The sequence below is a fragment of the Mycobacterium sp. NPDC003323 genome (assembly GCF_053589535.1).
Map to the genome: position 1 here is coordinate 76,558 of NZ_JBSFSB010000007.1, position 17,006 is coordinate 93,563.

At 67.7% G+C, this 17,006-nt stretch carries 19 protein-coding genes and 1 pseudogene; 4 read left to right on the top strand and 16 right to left on the bottom strand.

Features of this window, described 5'->3' with window-relative positions:
* From rplV to rpsJ, 7 genes and pseudogenes are all read right to left on the bottom strand, one after another.
* Nucleotides 1–438: pseudogene (rplV, locus tag ACWDUN_RS17605) on the bottom strand (50S ribosomal protein L22); the annotation flags it as partial.
* Nucleotides 438–719 carry a 30S ribosomal protein S19 gene (gene rpsS / locus ACWDUN_RS17610; RefSeq protein WP_449930830.1) on the bottom strand — a complete coding sequence of 94 codons (282 nt, stop codon included), beginning with the start codon at nucleotides 717–719 and terminating at the stop codon, nucleotides 438–440. The gene rpsS and the pseudogene rplV, both read right to left, overlap by 1 nt.
* Before the next feature lie 12 nt (nucleotides 720–731).
* Nucleotides 732–1,568, bottom strand: a complete 837-nt coding sequence (gene rplB, locus ACWDUN_RS17615; RefSeq protein WP_449930831.1) for a 50S ribosomal protein L2 — start codon at nucleotides 1,566–1,568, stop codon at nucleotides 732–734.
* Between the two features lie 30 nt (nucleotides 1,569–1,598).
* The gene (gene rplW / locus ACWDUN_RS17620; protein WP_083055546.1) at nucleotides 1,599–1,901 is read right to left on the bottom strand and encodes a 50S ribosomal protein L23; all 303 of its coding nucleotides are present in this window, start codon (nucleotides 1,899–1,901) and stop codon (nucleotides 1,599–1,601) included.
* The gene (gene rplD / locus ACWDUN_RS17625) at nucleotides 1,901–2,554 is read right to left on the bottom strand and encodes a 50S ribosomal protein L4 (RefSeq protein ID WP_449930834.1); all 654 of its coding nucleotides are present in this window, start codon (nucleotides 2,552–2,554) and stop codon (nucleotides 1,901–1,903) included. Before rplD ends, rplW begins: the two co-directional genes overlap by 1 nt.
* Nucleotides 2,554–3,207 (bottom strand): 50S ribosomal protein L3, encoded by a 654-nt coding sequence (rplC, locus tag ACWDUN_RS17630; RefSeq protein ID WP_449930836.1) that lies wholly within the window; start codon nucleotides 3,205–3,207, stop codon nucleotides 2,554–2,556. The genes rplD and rplC overlap by 1 nt, the downstream gene beginning before the upstream one ends.
* A 14-nt stretch (nucleotides 3,208–3,221) precedes the next feature.
* Entirely contained in the window at nucleotides 3,222–3,527 is a 306-nt protein-coding gene (gene rpsJ, locus ACWDUN_RS17635; protein ID WP_003883485.1) for a 30S ribosomal protein S10, read from the bottom strand.
* A gap of 424 nt (nucleotides 3,528–3,951) precedes the next feature.
* On the opposite strand from rpsJ, the gene ACWDUN_RS17640 reads away from it, so the two are divergent.
* Complete coding sequence (locus ACWDUN_RS17640) at nucleotides 3,952–4,422, top strand: hotdog fold domain-containing protein (protein WP_449930838.1); 471 nt, start codon at nucleotides 3,952–3,954, stop codon at nucleotides 4,420–4,422.
* Nucleotides 4,423–4,499: 77 nt separating this feature from the next.
* On the opposite strand, the gene ACWDUN_RS17645 is transcribed toward ACWDUN_RS17640, so the two are convergent.
* Nucleotides 4,500–6,041: a carboxylesterase/lipase family protein gene (locus tag ACWDUN_RS17645; protein ID WP_449931147.1), complete on the bottom strand. Its 1,542-nt coding sequence runs from the start codon at nucleotides 6,039–6,041 to the stop codon at nucleotides 4,500–4,502.
* A gap of 159 nt (nucleotides 6,042–6,200) precedes the next feature.
* On the opposite strand from ACWDUN_RS17645, the gene ACWDUN_RS17650 reads away from it, so the two are divergent.
* Nucleotides 6,201–7,466: a cytochrome P450 gene (locus ACWDUN_RS17650; RefSeq protein WP_449930840.1), complete on the top strand. Its 1,266-nt coding sequence runs from the start codon at nucleotides 6,201–6,203 to the stop codon at nucleotides 7,464–7,466.
* On the opposite strand, the gene ACWDUN_RS17655 is transcribed toward ACWDUN_RS17650, so the two are convergent.
* Entirely contained in the window at nucleotides 7,432–8,079 is a 648-nt protein-coding gene (locus ACWDUN_RS17655) for a TetR/AcrR family transcriptional regulator (protein WP_449930841.1), read from the bottom strand. The two genes, ACWDUN_RS17650 and ACWDUN_RS17655, sit on opposite strands and share 35 nt — an antisense overlap.
* 214 nt (nucleotides 8,080–8,293) lie before the next feature.
* On the opposite strand from ACWDUN_RS17655, the gene ACWDUN_RS17660 reads away from it, so the two are divergent.
* Complete coding sequence (locus tag ACWDUN_RS17660) at nucleotides 8,294–9,775, top strand: MFS transporter (RefSeq protein ID WP_449931149.1); 1,482 nt, start codon at nucleotides 8,294–8,296, stop codon at nucleotides 9,773–9,775.
* Nucleotides 9,776–9,788: 13 nt separating this feature from the next.
* Here the strand turns inward: ACWDUN_RS17660 and mftG are convergent, their stop codons facing one another.
* The 7 genes from mftG to mftA form a co-directional block, all read right to left on the bottom strand.
* A complete protein-coding gene (gene mftG / locus ACWDUN_RS17665; RefSeq protein ID WP_449930842.1) occupies nucleotides 9,789–11,156 on the bottom strand; it encodes a mycofactocin dehydrogenase MftG in 1,368 nt (455 codons plus the stop codon).
* A gap of 5 nt (nucleotides 11,157–11,161) precedes the next feature.
* A complete protein-coding gene (mftF, locus tag ACWDUN_RS17670; RefSeq protein WP_449930844.1) occupies nucleotides 11,162–12,574 on the bottom strand; it encodes a mycofactocin biosynthesis glycosyltransferase MftF in 1,413 nt (470 codons plus the stop codon).
* Nucleotides 12,571–13,314, bottom strand: a complete 744-nt coding sequence (gene mftE / locus ACWDUN_RS17675; protein ID WP_449930846.1) for a mycofactocin biosynthesis peptidyl-dipeptidase MftE — start codon at nucleotides 13,312–13,314, stop codon at nucleotides 12,571–12,573. Before mftE ends, mftF begins: the two co-directional genes overlap by 4 nt.
* Nucleotides 13,315–13,434: 120 nt before the next feature.
* Nucleotides 13,435–14,610, bottom strand: a complete 1,176-nt coding sequence (mftD, locus tag ACWDUN_RS17680) for a pre-mycofactocin synthase MftD (RefSeq protein WP_449930848.1) — start codon at nucleotides 14,608–14,610, stop codon at nucleotides 13,435–13,437.
* Nucleotides 14,611–14,615: 5 nt separating this feature from the next.
* Nucleotides 14,616–15,821: a mycofactocin radical SAM maturase gene (mftC, locus tag ACWDUN_RS17685; RefSeq protein WP_449931151.1), complete on the bottom strand. Its 1,206-nt coding sequence runs from the start codon at nucleotides 15,819–15,821 to the stop codon at nucleotides 14,616–14,618.
* 32 nt (nucleotides 15,822–15,853) lie between these two features.
* The gene (gene mftB, locus ACWDUN_RS17690) at nucleotides 15,854–16,153 is read right to left on the bottom strand and encodes a mycofactocin biosynthesis chaperone MftB (protein ID WP_449930849.1); all 300 of its coding nucleotides are present in this window, start codon (nucleotides 16,151–16,153) and stop codon (nucleotides 15,854–15,856) included.
* A gap of 2 nt (nucleotides 16,154–16,155) precedes the next feature.
* Nucleotides 16,156–16,251, bottom strand: coding sequence for a mycofactocin precursor MftA (gene mftA, locus ACWDUN_RS17695; RefSeq protein ID WP_449930851.1), 96 nt, complete (start codon nucleotides 16,249–16,251; stop codon nucleotides 16,156–16,158).
* 100 nt (nucleotides 16,252–16,351) lie between these two features.
* Here mftA and mftR point away from each other — a divergent pair, with 100 nt between their 5' ends.
* Nucleotides 16,352–16,936: a mycofactocin system transcriptional regulator gene (mftR, locus tag ACWDUN_RS17700; protein WP_449930853.1), complete on the top strand. Its 585-nt coding sequence runs from the start codon at nucleotides 16,352–16,354 to the stop codon at nucleotides 16,934–16,936.
* The last annotated feature ends 70 nt before the right edge of the window (nucleotides 16,937–17,006 follow it).

Below are 17,006 nucleotides of genomic sequence, written 5' to 3' on the forward strand. Positions count from 1 at the left end.
CGTCTCGGACTTGGCCGCCGCGGCCTTGCTGCCCTGCGCGCGACGTGAGCGGGTGTTCGACGCCGCGGCGCCCTGCTTCTTGGCAGGACGGCTCTCCACGATGACCGTGATGTGGCTGGTGCGCTTGCGGATCCGGAACGCACGCCCCTGGGCACGCGGACGGATGCGCTTGGCGGTCGGGCCACCGTCGGCGTAGATGGTCGCGACCACGAGGGTCGACGGATCCAGGCCGTCGTTGTTCTGCGCGTTGGCCGCGGCACTGGCGATCACCTTGGCGACGGTGGTGCTGGCGTCCTGCGGTGCCCACCGCAGGATGTCGAGCGCCTCGGCCACGGACTTGCCGCGGACCAGGTCGATGACCCGGCGTGCCTTGGTCGGCGAGAACGGCGCGAACCGGGCGACCGCCTTCGCGGACGGATACTCAATTGCAGTAGTCATTACCGGCGCTTCGCCTTCCGGTCATCCTTGATGTGACCCTTGAACGTGCGGGTGGGGGCGAACTCGCCCAGCTTGTGCCCGACCATCGACTCGGTGACGAACACCGGCACATGCTTGCGGCCGTCGTGGACGGCGAAGGTGTGACCGATGAAGTCCGGGATGATGGTGGACCGGCGCGACCAGGTCTTGATGACCTGCTTGCTGTTCTTCTCGTTCTGGTTGTCGACCTTCTTGAGCAGATGGTCGTCGACGAACGGGCCCTTCTTGAGGCTGCGTGGCATCGCTATTTACTCCTAGCGCTTCTTGCCGGTGCGCCGGCGACGGACGATGAGCTTGTCGCTCGCCTTGTTCGGCTTGCGGGTGCGGCCCTCGGGCTTGCCCCACGGGCTCACCGGGTGGCGACCGCCGGAGGTCTTACCCTCACCACCACCGTGCGGGTGGTCGACCGGGTTCATCACGACACCACGGACGGTGGGGCGCTTGCCCTTCCAGCGCATACGGCCGGCCTTGCCCCAGTTGATGTTGGCCTGCTCGGCGTTGCCGACCTCGCCGACGGTGGCGCGGCAGCGCACGTCGACGCGGCGGATCTCACCGGAAGGCATACGCAGCGAGGCGTAGGCGCCTTCCTTACCGAGCAGCTGGATGCTGACGCCGGCGGAGCGGGCGAGCTTGGCGCCGCCGCCGGGACGCAGTTCCACGGCGTGGATGACGGTACCGGCCGGGATGTTGCGCAGCGGCAGGTTGTTGCCCGGCTTGATATCGGCGTTCGGCCCCTGCTCGATGACGTCGCCCTGCTTCAGACCCTGCGGCGCGATGATGTAGCGCTTCTCGCCGTCCAGGTAGTGCAGCAGCGCGATGTTCGCGGTGCGGTTGGGGTCGTATTCGATGTGCGCGACCTTGGCGTTGACGCCGTCCTTGTCGTGGCGACGGAAGTCGATCAGCCGGTAGGCGCGCTTGTGGCCGCCACCCTTGTGACGAGTGGTGATGCGGCCGTGCGCGTTACGTCCACCCGTGCTGTGCAGCGGGCGGATCAGCGACTTCTCCGGAGTCGAACGAGTGATCTCGGCGAAATCGGAGACGCTCGAACCGCGACGACCCGGGGTCGTCGGCTTGTACTTGCGAATTGCCATTTCTAAGTTCCTGAGTCTCTCTGCCTGCCGTTAGGCGGGCGCTCCGAACAAGTCGATCGGCTTGCTGCCCGGGGCCAGCGTCACGATCGCGCGCTTGGTGGACTTGCGCTGCCCGTAGCCGGTCCGGGTGCGCTTGCGCTTGCCCTGCCGGTTGGCGGTGTTCACCGAATCGACCTTGACGGAGAAGATCTTCTCGATGGCGATCTTGATCTGCGTCTTGTTCGAATCCGGGTGCACCACGAAGGTGTACACGTTGTCCTCGATCAGCCCGTAGGACTTCTCGGAGATGACCGGAGCGAGGATGATGTCGCGAGGGTCAGTGATCGTAGCCATCAGGCCGACACCTCTTCCTTCTTCGTATTCGAGGCGATGTAGGCGTTCAGGGCCTCGACCGAGAACACCACGTCGTCGGCGTGCAGCACGTCGTACGCGTTCAGCTGGTCCGGCGAGATGACATGCACGCCAGGCAGATTCCGCACGCTCTTGGCGCCCACCTCGTCGGTGCGACCGATGACGATCAGCACCTTCTTGTTGGTGGTCAGGCCGGCCAGGAACGACTTCGCCGACTTGGTCGACGGGGTCTGGCCGGCCACCAGCTCGGTGACTGCGTGGATGCGCTCGTTGCGCGCCCGGTCCGAGAGCGCCCCGCGGATGGCGGCGGCGATCATCTTCTTCGGGGTGCGCTGGCTGTAGTCACGCGGCTTGGGTGCGTGCACCGCGCCACCACCGGTGAACTGCGGAGCGCGGGTCGAGCCCTGACGCGCCCGGCCGGTGCCCTTCTGGCGGTACGGCTTCTTGCCACCACCACGGACCTCGCCGCGGGTCTTGGCCGAGTGGGTGCCCTGACGGGCGGCGGCCAGCTGCGCGTTCACCACCTGGTGCAGCAGCGCGATGTTCGGTTCGACGTCGAACAGCGCGGCGGGCAGCTCGACCGAGCCGTCCGTCTTGCCGTCCGGGGTGCGAACGTCAATCTTCAAGGAAGCCATTACTTCTCACCTCGTTTGATCGCGGTGCGAACCACGACGAGTCCGCCGGTGCGTCCGGGGACGGCACCCTTGATCAGCAGGACGCCGTTCTCGGCGTCGACCTTGTGCACCTTCAGGTTCTGGGTGGTGACGCGGTCACTACCCATGCGCCCCGACATCCGGGTGCCCTTGAACACGCGGCCCGGGGTGGCGCAGCCACCGATCGAACCGGGGCGACGGTGCACCGCCTGGGCGCCGTGCGCGGCACCCTGGCCGGCGAAGCCGTGCCGCTTCATGGTGCCGGCGAAGCCCTTGCCCTTGCTGGTGCCGGTGACGTCGACGTACGCGCCGTCGGCGAAGATCTCGGCGGTCAGCTCCTGGCCGACCTCGTAGTCGGCCGCTTCTGCTTCGTCGGCAAGCCGCAGCTCGGCGAGGTGGCGACGCGGGTTGACGCCCGCGGCAGCGTACTGGCCGGTGACCGGCTTGTTGACCTTGCGCGGGCTGATCTCGCCGTAGGCGAGCTGCACGGCGCTGTAGCCGTCGCGCTCGGTGGTGCGGATACGGGTCACCACATTGGGGCCGGCCTTCACGACCGTCACCGGGACGACTTTGTTGTTCTCGTCGAACACCTGCGTCATGCCCAGCTTGGTGCCCAAAATGCCTTTTCTAGCCATTTTTCTCGGGTCTCCTACTGGATGTTGACGTCGACGCTGGCCGGCAGGTCGATGCGCATCAAGGCGTCAACGGTCTTCGGCGTCGGGTCGAGGATGTCGATAAGGCGCTTGTGGGTACGCATCTCGAAATGCTCCCGCGAGTCCTTGTACTTATGGGGAGACCGGATGACGCAGTACACGTTCTTCTCGGTCGGCAGCGGCACCGGGCCAACCACACTGGCGCCCGTCCGGGTGACGGTCTCGACGATCTTGCGCGCCGAGGCGTCGATCGCCTCATGGTCGTAGGCCTTGAGCCTGATGCGGATCTTCTGTCCCGCCACGCTTCTCCTACCTCACTACTAACGGGCCCACGAATGGGCCTTCGGTCTACACACGTGACGCCATGAAGACGCCCCGCTGGCTATGCCGCCGCTGTTTACCTGTCTCTGGTTCACCGACCCCCGCACTCGGGCGTGTCGCCCTCGCGCATACTCGTCCGCGCGTCAAACTTTGTCGCGATCGAGGTTGGGACCGGGTGCGCCCGCCAGGGCGCCGGTCGGATGCCCCGCCCGGGCGAACCCGGCGCAAGGCAACCCGAACAGTATGCCTCAGATCCCGGCGTCAGCCAAATCCCTGATCGAGCAGCTCGCGGGCTCGCGGTGTCCCGCCGAACAGACACAAAACTGCACTTTTTTCGGGCCTACCCGACAGTTTTACGTCTGCTCACCGGCCTCTGCCAACCTTACTCCTGAGTAAGATGCCCGGATGTCCCAGAGTCCCACCTATCGCGCCTGGCAGCAGCTGTCCGACAAACCACTGGGCAGCCGGCTGTTCTCGGTGGCCGCAATGGCCCGGGTGCCCTATTTCGCCTCGGTGCTCCCCCACATCCGCCGGATGGAACCGGGCCTGGCCGAGGTCGACGTCCCCAAGTGGTTCTTCGTCCACAACCACCTGCACACCGTGCACGCCATCGCCTCGTGCAATGCCGCCGAGGTGGCGATGGGCATGGCCATGGAGGCGACGGTGCCGACCAGCCACCGCTGGATTCCGAAGGGCATGCAGGTCCGGTACCTGGCCAAGGCGACCACCTCACTGCGCGCCCGCGCCGAGTTCACTCCGCCGGACTTCGCCGCGCTGACCGCGGGCACCGAGATCGTGGTGGGGGTGAGCATCACCGACCGGGCCTGCACCGAGGTGGTGCATGCCGATATCACCACCTGGGTAACGCCGGCTTGACCCCAGCCCCGGCGAAACTCGCGTACCTGGGGTGCGCGGGCGGACCGGAACCCCGGGTACGCGGGTTTCGGCAGCAGTCAGCCGCGCAAACCCGCCCAGAAATCGCACTGATGCTCGCGGGCGAAATCGGTCACCATCCGCGGGCCGTCCGGGTGTAGCGACATCCACGAACCGTCGCCCCCGACGGCGGGCCAGTCCGGCGCCCCCTCGGCGGTCGGTGCACCGGTCCTGACGAAGCCCGTCCAGTAATCGATCATCTGATTCGACAGCCGCTGCTGAGCGGGATCCAACGGCGGTGCTCCCCCGACATCGAACAGGTAGCGCAATTCCAGCGAGTGACTGGCGCCGACGGGGAACGGCAGGGTGCGCATGGGTTCGGGGGTGGGCGGGTTGGGATCGTTGAACTCGTAGGCGTACACGTCGCCGTCGGCCGACAACTGCCCGGCCATCCGATCGGCGATGCACGCGAACACACCGTCGGTGACCGCGGCCGAATACGCCTGTGCCGCGCTGCCGCCGTAGCGCTCCAGCGGATATCGCGCGCCGACGGCACCGGCGTCGGGACCGAACGTGTCGGCCAGCAGATCGGGATACTCCCCCGCCGCGTACTGCCGCGCCCCGCGCAGGTACTGCAGCGCGACGAACAAGGTGAACTCGTCGCGGTTGCTGCCGATGAGCACCGGCACCTCGGTCGCACGACCCTCGCGGAACACGACCATCGGATCCTCGGGCAACGCGGCGGTCCCGTACACCGGACCGCTCAGCGTGTCCTCACCGATTCGCCCGTACCACACGGGTTTTCGCAGTTTGTGCGACGGCAGCGCGCGCAGGCACGCGGCGGCGGTCGCCGGATCGCCACAGCCGAGGTCCCGAGCGAAGTCCTGGCTGACGCGTTCGGCCTGCGGCAGCGCGATCTGGGCCTGGCACGGCCCGCTCTGGATGATCGCCGCGCGGAACAGTCCCTGGGAATCCGGCGCGACCATGTGATCGCACACCGACATCGCCCCGGCCGACTCGCCGGCGATGGTCACCTGCGCCGGGTCACCGCCGAATGCCGCGATGTTGTCGCGCACCCAACGCAGCGCCGCCTGCTGATCCTGCAATCCGTAGTTGCCCACCGCGCCGGGCGGTCCGAGTGCCGGATGTGCGAGGAAGCCGAGCGCCCCGAGCCGGTAGTTCAGGGTGACGACGATGATGTCGCCGCGGTCGACCAGCCAACGCGAGTCGTACATGCCGCCGTTGCCGTTGATGAACGCACCACCGTGGATCCACACCATCACCGGGCGCAGTTCCTCGGTCGGCGGCGGGGTCCAGACGTTGAGTGTCAGGCAGTCCTCATCGGTCTGCCTGCCGAACTCGATATCGCTGCCCTCGTCCTGCAGGCAGCGCGGGCCCGTCTTGGTCGCGTCCCGCACCCCTTGCCAGGACGGCACGGGCTCCGGGGGCTGCCAGCGCAAGGGCCCGACCGGCGGGGCGGCGTAAGGGATTCCGGCGAAATGTCGCTTGTCGAGCGTGGCCACCCCGCGCACCAGTCCGGCGCTGGTCTGCACGACGGTCGGGTCCGGCGGCAGCGACGCCGGCGTATCGGCGCCGTCGCGGGCACACGCCAGCGGCAGCATCGCGGCCGTCAGCAGTGCCAGTGCGCTACGGACGAATCGCGATGTGGAGGGCACCCGACGAGCCTACTGACGACTATTCCGGCATTCCGGGCGTGCGGGCCGCAGAGGCCCCCTAGACTGCGATTTGACACCCGTCAAGACACCGTAGGGAGCCATTTGATGAGCACTCCGACCAAGGATGACCGGGCCAGCGAATACGCCAAAGTGTTTGTCGAACCGAAGGCATACGCCGACGACGCCCGACTGCACGAGGCCATGGCGTACCTGCGCGCCCACGAGCCCGTCGTCCGGGTCGAGTCCACGTTGTACCGTCCGTTCTGGGCCGTCACCAAGCACGCCGACATCATGGCCATCGAGCGGGACAACAACCTGTTCATCAACGAACCGCGACCGCTGCTGGCCACCGCGGCGGCCGATGATCTGGCCAAGCAGCAGCTGGAATCCGGGATGGGTCTGCGCACGCTGATCCACATGGATGATCCGCATCACCGCAAGGTGCGCGCGATCGGCGCAGATTGGTTCCGCCCCAAGGCGATGCGCGATCTGAAGGTCCGCGTCGACGAATTGGCCAAACGCTATGTCGACAAGATGCGCGATCTCGGCCCGGAATGCGACTTCGTCACCGACATCGCCATCCACTTCCCGCTGTACGTCATCATGTCGCTGCTGGGCCTGCCCGAGGAGGACTACGGCCGCATGCACATGCTGACCCAGGAGATGTTCGGCGGCGATGATGACGAGTACAAGCGCGAAGGCGGCTCGCTGGAGGATCAGCTCCAGGTGCTGCTCGACTTCTTCGCCTACTTCTCGCAGTTGACCGCCTCGCGCCGGGAGAACCCGACCGGCGACCTGGCCTCGGCGATCGCCAACGGCCGCATCGACGGTGAACCGCTGACGGATGTCGACACCGTCTCGTACTACACGATCGTCGCCAGCGCCGGCCATGACACCACCAAGGACGCCATCTCCGGCGGCCTGCTGGCGCTGATCGAGAACCCCGACCAGATGGACCGGCTACGCCGGGATCCCGAGCTGATGGGCACCGCGGTCGAGGAGATGATCCGCTGGTCCACCCCGGTCAAGGAGTTCATGCGCACCGCGACCGCCGATACCGAGGTGCGCGGCGTCCCCATCGCCGAGGGTGAATCCGTCTATCTCGCTTACGTTTCCGGCAACCGGGACGAAGAGGTGTTCGACGAGCCGTTCCGCTTCGACGTGAGCCGCGACCCGAACAAGCACGTCGCATTCGGATACGGCGTGCACTTCTGCCTCGGCGCCGCGCTGGCCCGGATGGAGATGAACAGCCTGTTCACCGAGCTGCTCCCGCGGCTGGAGTCCATCGAGCTGGCGGGCACCCCGGAACTGTCGGCGACGACGTTCGTGGGCGGGCTCAAGCACCTACCGATCCGGTACTCGGTGCGCTGACACCGCCACAGGTCGCCAGGAAGCCGTTGACGGCGGCGCGCGCCACCGTGGCGTAGTCGAAATCGGGCAGCGTACTGAGCTTTCCGAGCACGACCGGCCCCAGCAACAGCGACGCCGCCAGCGTCCGGTCGACCTCACCGAGTTCGGCGACGGCTTCCGGGCTGGTCAGCACCTGCTCCAGCGGGGCGGCATACTGCTGGGCCACCCGTTCGCGCAGCGTCTGGATCTCCGAACTCTCGCCCTCGAACGGCAACGCCGTCATATCGGCGCCCAACGACAGCCAGGACATCGCGGCCACCGTCGCGGGCACCTCGGCGATCAGTTCGGCCTGTGCGATGACCAGCGCTTCCAGCCGTTCCCGCAGGCTGCCATCGGTCGGGGGTGTCGGCGCGGGCGGGATCAGTGCGTGGAAGGCCGCCGCCAACAGATCATTTCCGCTCGGAAAGTGTCGATAGAGCGTGGCGCGCGCCACCTTCGACGCGCGGATCACGGCGTCGACGGTGACCGCACTCGGCCCGCCGTTGCGCAGGAGCGCCGTCGCCGCCTCCAACAGCCGGGCGCGCGACCTCGCCGGCCTCGGGTCGGTCCGCGTCTTCGCCGTCTCCGAAGTCATCGCCAACTCACCTCCACCTCCAGAATAAGACTGCTAGTCTCAAAACAAGACGGATAGTCTCGAAAATGACGCGCTCGTCGAAAGGGAATCCATGGTCGACACGCTCGCCGAGTCCGACCGACCCACCGACCCGGCGCTGGCCGGGCTGTCGACGAGGGCCCGCGCCTGGACACTTCTCATCGCCTGCCTCGGGGTGCTGCTGGTCATCTCGTCCATGGTCGCACTCAATACCGCATTGCCCGATCTCGCCACGGCCACCTCGGCCACCCAGGCCGAACTGACCTGGATCGTCGACAGCTACACCCTGGCCCTGGCCTGCCTGCTGCTGCCGGCGGGCGCGCTCGGGGACCGCTACGGCCGACGCGGCGCGCTGCTGCTCGGTCTGGCCGTCTTCGCCGTTGCGTCGGTGGTACCCACCATCTGGTCGGATCCGATGCACCTCATCGTGGCGCGGGCCGTGGCGGGTGTCGGCGCGGCGTTCGTGATGCCCGCGACGCTGTCGCTGCTCACCGCCGCATACCCGAAGGACCAGCGCAACAAGGCCGTCGGCATCTGGGCCGGCACGGCTGGCTGCGGCGCGGTCGTCGGGATGCTCGGTTCCGGTGGGCTGCTGCACTTCTTTGCCTGGCAGTCCATCTTCTGGGCCTTCGCCGGTGCCGGTGTCGTGCTGTTCGTGTTGACGCTCACCATCGCGACCTCGCGTGAGTCGGTCGCCAAACCACTGGACTGGGTGGGCGCGGTGGTGATCGGCGTGGGCGTGGCGGTCCTGGTCTTCGGCATCCTGGAGGCGCCCAGTCGCGGCTGGGGTGATGCGCTGGTGATCTCCTGCATCGCCGTGGGTGCGCTGATGTGCCTGGCCTTCGGCGCGATCGAGATGCGGCTGCGGTATCCGCTGCTGGATGTGCGGTTGTTCGCCGATCCCACCTTCGCCACCGGCGCCGCCGCGATCACGGTCTTCTTCCTGGCCATGTTCGGCTTCTTCTACGTCGTCATGCAGCACATGCAGCTGATTCTCGGATACAGCCCGATCGGGACGGCGTTCGCGCTCACGCCGCTGATGGGCCCGGTGCTCGTGCTGTCGGCGACGTCGTTCTGGTATCTGCCGAGGCTCGGGCTGCGCCTGGTCGTGTTCACCGGTTTGGCGCTGGTGGCGCTGGGCTTCCTGCTGCTGAGCTTCATCACCGTCGACGACGGCTACGTCGCGGTGTTGTGGCCGCTGGTGGTGATGAGTGTGGGTATCGGATTACTCACGGCGCCAACGACTTCGGCCATCATGAACACCGCACCCGATGACAAGCAGGGCGTGGCCTCGGCCGTCAACGACACCACCCGCGAGGTCGGCGCCGCACTGGGCATCGCGCTGGCCGGCTCGCTGCTGGCCGCGCAGTACACCGACCTGCTCGGGCCGACACTTCCCGCTGAGCTGCCCGAACCGGCCCGCCAGGCCGTGCTCGGCTCCCTGGGCCAGGCGCTCGAGGTCTCGGCGACGCTCGGCCCGTCGGGTGCCCAGATCGCCGAACTCAGCCGGACGGCGTTCGTCGAGGCCATGAGCACCTCATTGACCGGGCTCGCCGTGATCGTCGGTGTCGGCGCCGTCGTCATCGGACTCTGGGCCCCGGGCCGCGACAATCGGCAGTTGCGGTTCATCCGTCGGGCCACACCGACGGGCACTGGCGCCCCAACGCCGGAATCGTAGTCGCGGCGCCGGCTCAGGCCAGCACGAACTCGGCGGCGCGGTGTCCGATCATCGCGATGGTGGCATGCGGACCGCGCGAGGGGATGTTCGGCATGATCGACCCGTCGGCCACCCACAGGTTCTGCACGCCCCGCACCCGGCATTCGGCGTCCAGCACCGACCCCAAAGGCGCGGTGCCGCACAGATGTTGGGTGGTCGACCAGTTGGCCTCGACATCGGCGATGCCGGTGATGTCCCTGGCCAGGTCCGCGCCTGCCCGCAGCGCGGCGATGTCCTCGGCCACCGAATCGTAGTGATGCTCGATCACCGGCGGCGTCGCCGGATCGGGCGACACCACCGTCAGCCGGCCACGCGCACGCGGACGCATCAGGGACACCCCGACATGCACGGGATCGGCGGGTTGCTCGCCCACCATCTCGGCGAAACCCGTTGTGTACAACCGCATCTCGATATCGCCGACGGTCAGCGCCGCCTCCAGCGGCGTCCGTCCCGCGGTACCGGGCCAGGTGGTCGGCAACAACCATTCCGGGTGGTCGACGAACTGTGTACCGACCGGCAGGTCGACCAGCACCGGCACGCCGGCACCGGCCAGCACGTCGGCGGGGCCGCAGCCCGACACCATCAGCAGCTGCGCGGTGGCGATGGCCCCGGCGCACAGCACGATCCGGTCGGCGGTCAGTAGCGACGGTCCGGCCGGTCCGTGGGCGTGCACGCCGACGGCGCGGTGACCGTCGAACCGGATCGCCGATACCCGGGTGCCGGGATGCAGATCGAGGTTCGGCCGTCCCAGCGCCGGGGTCAGCACCGCCGCTCCGGGACCCGCCCGCCTGCCCTCGGCCACATTCAACGGCAGGGCGCCGACCCCGGTATCGACCGGTTCACCGTTGAGATCGTCGATCCAGTCGAACCCGCGGGCCAACACGGCGTCCACGAACAGCTGTGTCCCGGCACTGAATTCGGATACCCGACGCACCGGTATCGGCCCCGACGTGCCGTGCAGCGGGCCGTCGAAGTCGTGATCGGTCTCGATGGCGCGGAAATGCGGCAGCACATCGGCCCAGGCCCAACCCGGTATCCGCCAACCGTCGAAGTCCTGCGGCCTCCCTCGGCAGAAATAGCCGCCGTTGATGGCGCCGGACCCGCCGACCACGGCCCCGCGGACCAGGCTGACCGGACGCGGCGGGTGGTCGGTCAGGGTGGCCGGAAATCGCGCCGCGACCGGGCTGGCGGTACCGATCGGCAGCCGGTGGGCATCGCTCAGTGCCGGATCGGTGGCCGGCGGTCCGGCTTCCAGGACCGTGACCCGGCAGTCGGGATGACGTGAAAGGCTCTCGGCCAGAACCGAACCGGCGCTACCCGCGCCGACAATGAGGATGTGCACGCCGGTCAGGTGCGGATCTGCGGTTTGAGCGCACCGAGGTGACGCTCACGGACCACACCCGTCCACAGCCCCAGCCCGTAGGCGATATCGTCGAGCCGTTTGAGCAGCAGATAGCTGAACAGGCCGACCCGCTGGGTGTCATCGGAGATGCCGTGGCGTCTGGTGGCCCAGTCGACCAACCCGTCCAGCACCGCGGCCGTCAGCACCACCCGACGGCACCGCCGGAACAGCAGACCTGCCAGCAGCGCCACCGGCCAGTAGTGCCGGCAGATGGCCGAGGCGACCTGCAGGGCGGCACCCCACAGGCCGTGGGCGGTCATGGTGGCCACCTCGCGGGGCTCGGTGTCCACCGATTCCAATGAATTCGCGACACGGCGCCCGAACAGGATCGCGATGACCGCCGCGGCGAAGTAGCCGACGCATGATCCCGTCGCGGCCAGCGTCCAGAGCAACAGCATCCAGCGATTGACCACCATGGGCGCCGTCTTGCCGGGATGCCGCACCGACAGCGGTGCGGCGGACTGCCCGTAGAAGGACTTGCGCGCGAACCATTCCTGCAACCGGGTCCGGTGATCATGACCCACCTGCGCGATCGGCTCGTAGCGCAGCCGTGCACCGGCTTCCACGAACCGCCAGCACAGGTCGACGTCCTCACCGGATCTGAGGGTCTCGTCGAAGCCGCCGACCTCGATCAGCGCGGAGCGCCGGCAGATGATGGCGGCGCTGGGCACGTAGGACACCGGGCCGAAGGGCACCACCGGCGCCTCCCGCATCCCGAGGTCCAGTGAGGAGCGCACCGCCTCGTAGCGCGCCACCAGGTTGTCCGGTTCGCGCAGGCTCACGATCCGCGGCGCCACCAGCGCCACCGCAGGATCGCAGAAGTGGCCCAGCAGAGCCTCCAACCAACCACGGCGGGGCACCACGTCGGAATCCAGGAAGGCGACGAAGTCGGTGTCACAGGCGCGCAGTCCGGTGTTGCGGGCCGCGGCGGGTCCCCGGCTGCGCGGGTGCCGTTCCACCCGCACGGCGCAGTGCGCTCCGTCGAAGTCGGTCTCGGTGATCGGGTGCGCAGAACCGTCGTCGACCACCACCACCTGCATGTCGCGCAGCGAGCGCACCAGCCGTGCTACCCCGGAATCGTTGTCGCGCACCGGAATCACCACGGTGACGTCATGGTGGGAGGGTCCGGTGGCCGGGCGCGGATGCGCCACGGTGGCGTCCAGCAGGGTGCGGGCCAGCTGCGCCGACAGCGCGTCGTGCACCTCGAGCCGGCCACCGTCGAGCATGGTCTGCGCCACCGGCGCCAGCCGCAGCAGCCGGGTCGGGGAACCGCCGAGCAAAGCCGAGCCGGCGCCGAGCACCTTGACCCGTCGGTCGACCTGGACGGCGAATCCGTCCGGCAGCCGTGGCCCGGTCATGTCAGCATCCCCCGTCCGTTCGGCACCCACGCCAGCAGTTTGCGGGCGCACTCGTCGACCATAGTGGCAAAGTATTGCGCGCCGTCGGCCTCGGTGGCCGTCGTGGCGTCGCCGAGCACACCGACCGCGCTGACCGCGGCGATCCCGCCGGCCCGCATGGCGGGCATCAGTTCGGTCAGCGGTGCGCTGTTACCGGGGACGACGGCGTCGCGGCGGACATCGTCGGGTGAAATATGTAGCAATACAGAAGTTTCGGTATGGCCGGCGTGCGCGTCGGCGCCGGCGACCGTGCACGAGCACCAGGCGACATCGCGCCCCTCGGTGCGCAGCAGCGCAACCGCACCGGTCAGCGCCTCGACATTGCCGCCGTGACCGTTGACGAACGCCACCCTGCCCGCCCAGTTGCAGGCCGACCGGCCGAACTCGATGAGCATTAGCTGCAACACCGTCGTCCCGATCGAGACGGTGCCGACGAAACCCTCGTGCTCACCGCTGGCGCCGTAACCGATCGCCGGTGCCAGCAGCCAGCCGTCCCCGAACCGGGCGGCCAGTCGGCGTGCGACGGCCGTCGCGATCCGGGTGTCGGTGTCCAACGGCAGGTGTGGTCCGTGTTGTTCGGTGGACCCGACCGGCACGATCAGCGTCGGTTTGTCCTCGGGTGCGCTGCCGAGCAGACCACTCGACGTCGCGCTGCCGAGTTCCGCGGGTGAAGCCACCCGCCGATGGTAGGCCGAATTCACCTGGTGTGCGCCGGTTGTTGGCGCATGCGATGCAATTGATTTCGGCGATGTCGACCGGTCGGCGGACGCCCGGTCACGTCCGTCACGCAGGTCACGCGCGTCTCAACGCGTCAGCCTCTGTCAGACGCCGAGCGTGCGGGTGAATCCCTCCGGTATCAGCACGTCCTCGCGCGTCAGATCGTGGATCGAGGACTTGCCCAGGCCGCGCAGCGCGGAGTCGATACCGCCGGACATGATGTCCAGGACGTTCTCCACACCGGCCTGACCGTTGGCCGCCAGCCCCCACAGGTAGGCCCGGCCGATCAGCACCGCACGGGCGCCGAGGGCCACGGCCTTGACGACATCGCTGCCGCGCCGGATCCCACCGTCCAGCAAAACCTCGACCTGATCGCCGACGGCATCGGCGATGGCGGGCAGGCAGCGGATGGCCGCCGGCGTGCTGTCCAGGTTGTTGCCACCGTGGTTGGACACGGTGATTGCCGAAACACCGGCGTCCACAGCGCGTTTGGCGTCATCGACGCGGACCATGCCCTTGAGCAGGAAGGGTCCGCCCCACTGTTCGCGCAGCCAGGCGACGTCCTCCCAGGTGGGCGGCGGGGTGCCCATCCACTGGCCATAGGCCTCGAAGAAGGTGGGGCCCGGTTCGCCGCGGCGGCCCTGATTGGGCACCCGCAGGTCCGGCGGCCGCAGATGCTTGGCGAAGCTGAAGAACCACCGGGGTTTGGTGATGACCTCCGGGCTCATCTTGATCATGGTCTTCAGATCCATCTGCTCCGGGATCTTGGGGCTACCCCAGTCCCGGCCGTGGCTGAAGCTCCAGTCGGTGGTCAAGATCAGGCCCTTGGCGCCGGCCGCGCGGGCCCGCTCCATCCGCGCCAGGATGTCGTCACGGCTGCCCAGCCAGTAGATCTGGAAGAAGATCTTGTCGTTGACGGCGGTGACTTCCTCCATCGGCTTGCTGGCGAATGACGACAGACCCATCGCGGTGCCACGTGCGGCGGCGGCACGGGCCACCGCGACCTCACCGTCGGGATCGACGGCCTGCACGCCGGTCGGCGAGATGACGACCGGCATCGAAATGTCCTGCCCCATCACGGTCGTCGCCATCTCACGCTTCTCGGTGGCACCGATGACGTGCGGGGCGAAGCCCAGCTCGGAGAAGGCCTCGACGTTGTCGGCGACCGAGACACCCTTCTCGCTCGCCGAGATCAGCGAGGAGTAGGCGGATTTGGGCAGACGCTTCTTCGCACGCTGCTGTGCGATGGCGACGGTTTCGAACCAGGTATCGCGAGCCATGATCTCTACACAGGACTTTCGTTGCAGAACTTCTTGGGTGGGACGGTCAGCAGTTTGAGCGGGATCGGGCCCTTCCTCCCGCCGGCGCGGGAGTGGTCGACGCTCGACTTGGGCTTGTCGCGGTCGAGCGCCAGCGCGGGCTCGCCGTAGCCCTGGACACATTCGGGGTCGGGGCCGTCCATCGGGAGGCCGGTGAAGAACTTGGCCGCCATGCAACCGCCCCGGCAGGCGTCGTAGTGGTTGCAGCTGGCACACGCACCGGCCGACTGTGGTTCGCGCAGCTCACGGAACAACTGCGAGTTCTGCCAGACGTCTTGAAAACCATTGCTGGTCAGTATGTTTCCGGCCAGGAACTTCTCGTGGATGGCGAATGGGCAGGCGTACACGTCCCCGACGGGGTCGATCAGGCAGACCACCCGGCCGGCTCCGCACAGGTTCAGACCGGCCAGTGCACCGGGTTCGCCCAGACCCGACAGGTGGAAGAACGAGTCACCGGTGAGCACCCGCTCGCCGTGGGCCACCAGCCAGTCATACAGCTGAACCTGTTGGGCCGCCGTCGGATGCAACTCATCCCAGACATCGGCGCCGCGACCGGACGGGCGCAGCCGCGTGATCCGCAATGTCGCACCGTAGGTATCGGCCAGCGCCTTGAACTCGTCGAGCTGGTCGACGTTGTGGCGGGTCACCACCACCGAGATCTTGGCGTCCCTGAAGCCGGCCTCGCGCAGGTTCTCCAGCGCGCGGATGGCCATCGCGAACGAACCGGGTCCGCGGACCTCGTCGTTGACCTCGGCGGTCGCGCCGTCCAGCGAGATCTGCACGTCGACGTAATCGCTGGCGGCCAGTTTGGCGGCCACCTTCTTGTCGATCCGCACGCCGTTGGTGGAGAACTTGACTCCCACGTGGTGCTCGGTGGCGTAGTCCACCAACTCCCAGAAGTCCGACCGCACAGTGGGTTCGCCGCCGCCGATGTTCACATAGAACACCTGCATGCGTTCCAGTTCGTCGATGATCGCCTTGCACTGCTCGGTGGAAAGCTCGCGCGGGTCACGCTTGCCCGAGGAGGACAGGCAGTGCACGCACGACAGGTTGCACGCATACGTCAGCTCCCAGGTCAGGCAGATCGGCGCGTCCAGGCCGTGCTCGAACTGCTCGACGAGCTTGGGAACTCTGACGGGTTCTGCTTGCACGGGAACGAGCGCGGGGGGCATGACTTCCGGCGCGGGCGCCGTGTCCAGCACGGTCATGGGGTCTCCTTCGCGACCAGCATGTGGGATTTCACCAGCACGCTCAGCGCATGTAGATACGGGCCTTGGGCGTCGTCGTCGATACCGGCGGCGCGACAAGCGGATCGGACGCACGCGTGCTCGGACAGCGAGTTGACCACCGCGACGATCGTCCGGTTCTTCAGGAAGGACAGCTTGCGGGTACCGAAGTGGTACAGCAGCGCCCCGAACGGCTCCGGCCGCACCGCCACCTGGTGGTGCAGCCGCCAGCCGCGATCGGGGTCGAACGCCACTGCATCAGCAGTGGGTGCGCTCACGATCAGTAAACCCCGCACATACCGTCGATCGAGACCTCTTCGACGAGCGACTCGGTGACGAGCTGGGTCTCGGTCTCAACCTGCTGGTTCTGGTCCATGGAACACACCTTTCTGAGCTGTAATGGTCACGTTCCTCGACTTTTGTGACCTGGGTCGCAAGAATATGGCATCGAGTGCACAAATGGAAGGGTGGATTTCATGGCACGGACCGCGCGGGTCGGCCGACGGCCGTCCACCACCCCGGAACACATCACCGACGTCGCACTCGAACTCTTCGCCACCCACGGATTCGACGAGGTCAGCGTCGACGACGTCGCCAAGGCCGCCGGTATCGCCCGGCGCACGTTGTTCCGCTACTACCCCTCCAAGAACGCCATCCCCTGGGGTGATTTCGACGCGCACCTCAATCTCATGCGCGATCTGCTGGCTCGCGCCGATCCGCGCGCCGGCATCGGCGAGGCCCTGCGCACCGCACTGCTGGCCTTCAACGAGTTCGACGACAAGGACCGACACCGCCGGCGGATGGGACTGATCCTGGGAACCGATGCGCTACAAGCACATTCGATGACCATGTATGCCGGCTGGCGGGCCGTGGTGGCGGAGTACGTGGCGCGCCGCCGCGGCGAGAAGCCCGACTCGCTCGTCCCCCAGACCACCGCCTGGACGTTGCTCGGTGTGGCGTTGACCGCCTACGAACAATGGCTGGCCGACGAGTCGGTGTCACTGCAGCGACTGCTCGGTGACGCCTTCGACGTGGTGGGCCGCGGGCTGACCGACCTGTGATTCGTGGAGCCCTGGTAGGAACCTGTCCGACCAGGACTCCACAAATCGCCGGAAATTGGGGTGTCGGAGT